Below are 3,090 nucleotides of genomic sequence, written 5' to 3'. Positions count from 1 at the left end.
GCTCCGGCGCCCGAGGCGATTGCGCCGGACGATGCCTACAACGCGTCATGCAGCGTGAGCCAGACGGAAACCGAGATCCGGGCGACTACGAGATAGGATGTGGTACAAGACTCGGGGGCAGGTCAGTCCACGGTGGTAGACTCTCGCGGATGATGGACATGCAGAGCGTGATCATCGGAGCTGCGAAAGCACGGGGGGCAGCGCCGAAGACGGTCCGGATTCCGGCTGATGATGTTCTCGTTGCAGCCGCGCTCGAACTACGCAGCGCGGGCAAGGGGAATGCCCCGGCCGGAGGCCAATATGGACCGTGTCTCGGCCTCTACGTACCGCCGAGCGGCTACAAGACCGTCGAAGTCGATCCGTTCACCGGCGCTCAAGGCAAGCCCATCAAGGGCGGGACGATTCGAGAGGTGTGCGTGTTCCGGCTCGGTGAGACAACGGTGGCTGACACCTTCTATGAACACGAACCACCTCGGATCCACTACTACTGCACTCGCGCAGGCGCACCTGAACCCGTCTCTCCGGAGCACACACCAGTCACGACCATTGAGGGCGGCCGGGACCGTGTCGAGCGGAGCGAGTACGAGAGAAGTCCGCTGCTCCGGGAGGCGTGCCTCCGCGCGCACGGCTTTCGTTGCGTAGTCTGCGACATCAGTTTGGAGGAATGCTACGGTGAAGCGGCCCGAGAACTAATCCACGTGCACCACCTTGAACCCCTTGCTGTTGCTGGCGGAGCACATCCTGTTGACCCAACCACGGACCTCATTCCAGTGTGTCCTAACTGCCATGCGGTCATGCATCGGAGGCAACCGCCATACACACCCGACGAGATGCGAACTATGCTGCGGCCACACACTCGACGTGTAGCAACACTAGGTCCGCTTCCGCAGCTTGTGGGCCGATCCCAGCCCGACCCGGTAGCCTGACGCAGGCACTCTACGTCGTGGATTCAACCAGTCAGAACGAGGGGGGCGTTCGCCAGCTATGAATAGACCGCACGTGGTCATCCTGGGCGCTGGAGCGAGCCGGTCGTGCTGCGAAATCGGCGACCGCCACGGACGACCGTTGCCACTCATGGACGATCTCATCGAGACTCTCGAGTTACAGCAGCTCATTGACGAGGCAGGCCTCGACCTCACGGAACAGAACTTCGAACTCGTCTATTCACAGCTGGCCAAGGTCGACGACTTCGAAGCTGTTTGTGAGCGGATCGAGAATCAGCTCTTTGAATACTTCGCGGCACTAGAGCTGCCGGAGCATCCAACTGTCTACGACCATCTTGTGCTCGGGCTTCGTCCGAAGGATTTCATTGCCACGTTCAATTGGGATCCCCTGCTGATGCAGGCACTCCGGCGAGCAGATGGCTTCCCCAGACCGAGTGTTGTTTTTCTTCACGGGAACACCGCCATCGGGTATTGCATGGAGCATCGGCCCTCACAAGTTGGGCCACGCGGCGGAAGATGCAGCCAGTGTTCTCGTCCACTGCGCCACAGCCAGTTGCTGTACCCAATCAGCGAAAAGAGCTACAGCGAGCATCCGCTCATCAGCCTGAGCTGGAGCATGCTCCGTGATGCACTAGAGAGTGCTTATATCCTCACGATCTTCGGATACGGTGCACCTTCGTCAGACGTAGAGGCCATCGCCTTGATGCAAGACGGCTGGGGCGACCCGAGTACGCGGAACCTCGAGGAGATCGAGATCATCGACCTTAAGGACTCTGACACGCTCGCAGAAACGTGGGCACCGTTCATCCACAGCCACCACTACAGGACGTGCACTAGCTTCTACGACTCCTTGATCGCCAGGCACCCCCGTCGCACGTGCAATGCCGTATGGAGTGGGATGATGAATCTCGATTGGCCGCGGGAGAATCCAGTACCGGCGAACGCGGCTTGGTCGGAACTGCGCGAGTGGGTGATAGCCCTTGCGAACGACGATCCGGACGAAGCATCTCCCCCCGATTCTTGAATCACGCATGGTCGACCCCACGATGTCTGAGCCAATGAGAAGGAGCCTGCGGTCGGCACGAACGCCCGGCCCGCGCGGCACCAAGTCGCCGCGTCACCCGCTTCGATACATCTGTTGACAATGTCAGCGCCACGATTCGTGCTATTCGGCGCAGGCGCGAGCTACGGGAGCCCCGGAATCGTTCCTGTGTCACCGCCTCTCGGACGCAACCTCTACCCTGCGCTCCGCCGTGCCTTCCCTGCGACATGGGGTGCGTTCTCGAACGATCTTGTCCCGCAGTTCGAATCGCATTTCGAACAGGGCCTGGCTGCACTCATGCGCCTCTATCCAGGGGCAGTTCAACCGTTGCGTGACGGTGCGCCATCGCCGCACGCGTTGATGAAGGACATGGCCCGGTTCTTCCTCGCGTTTGAGCTTGCACCGGGTCGGCAGGATCTGTACTCACGATTCCTCATGTCGTTGTTGAGGTCACCCAATGGCACCGCTACCGCGTTCGCAACTCTCAACTACGAACATTTGTTGGAACGCGCGATGAGTGGACTCGGCCTCAAGCCCAAAGTCCTCCGCCCACACGGGGGATGTCAACTATGGCCAATCTCGGGAGGAATCATCCGTGCCGGACAAGGGCGCGCCATCGGTGCGGGAATGCACAGCATTTCGGCACGCGTGAGAGCGGCTCCGTCTTCGAGGATCCATCAGCGCTTGAACGAACTCGATCAGGCGAGATACCCGTGCATGGCAATGTACATGCCCGGGAAAAACACTCAGGTCGGCCAACGCTACCTCCGACGAATGCAGGCCCGATTCCGAGAGCGCGTGGCAGAAAGCAGGACCGTCGTTCTCATCGGCGTAAGACCGTGGGACGAGGACACACACTTATGGCCATCCATATATAGTACGAGTGCACGTGTACTCTACGTGGGTAGCGACGAGGACTATCGGATTCTCGCTTCAAACAGAGGGCGCACCCGCGCCACGTTGCACATAGGAGACCGTTTCGCACGCGTGCTAGACGTCTTGGCCGACGAGATGTGAGCGGCAGGGATCCTATTGAGACGGCGAGGGAACGTAGGTGCGACCGTTTGCAGACCTGCTCAGCGTGCTGGCGGCGTGGGGGGGGGG

General features: G+C 60.5%; 3 protein-coding genes. All 3 read left to right on the top strand.

Annotated elements, in window-relative coordinates; translation table 11 throughout:
* Window positions 1-47: 47 nt before the first annotated feature.
* Complete coding sequence (locus HKN37_14090; protein ID NNE47780.1) at window positions 48-926, top strand: hypothetical protein; 879 nt, start codon at window positions 48-50, stop codon at window positions 924-926.
* 58 nt (window positions 927-984) lie between these two features.
* Window positions 985-1,968: a hypothetical protein gene (locus HKN37_14085; GenBank protein ID NNE47779.1), complete on the top strand. Its 984-nt coding sequence runs from the start codon at window positions 985-987 to the stop codon at window positions 1,966-1,968.
* A gap of 120 nt (window positions 1,969-2,088) precedes the next feature.
* Complete coding sequence (locus HKN37_14080) at window positions 2,089-3,003, top strand: hypothetical protein (protein ID NNE47778.1); 915 nt, start codon at window positions 2,089-2,091, stop codon at window positions 3,001-3,003.
* Window positions 3,004-3,090 lie beyond the last annotated feature (87 nt).

The sequence above is a fragment of the Rhodothermales bacterium genome, from assembly GCA_013002345.1.
In the GTDB taxonomy this organism is placed as follows: Bacteria; Bacteroidota; Rhodothermia; order Rhodothermales; family JABDKH01; genus JABDKH01.
Note: the sequence above shows the minus strand (reverse complement) of the source record. Positions and strands in the feature narration are given on the sequence as shown.

Coding starts and splice junctions, on each gene's coding strand:
- HKN37_14080 (NNE47778.1), top strand. CDS start 2,089: ATGTCAGCGCCACGATTCGTGCTATTCGGCGCAGGCGCGAGCTACGGG.
- HKN37_14085 (NNE47779.1), top strand. CDS start 985: ATGAATAGACCGCACGTGGTCATCCTGGGCGCTGGAGCGAGCCGGTCG.
- HKN37_14090 (NNE47780.1), top strand. CDS start 48: ATGCAGCGTGAGCCAGACGGAAACCGAGATCCGGGCGACTACGAGATA.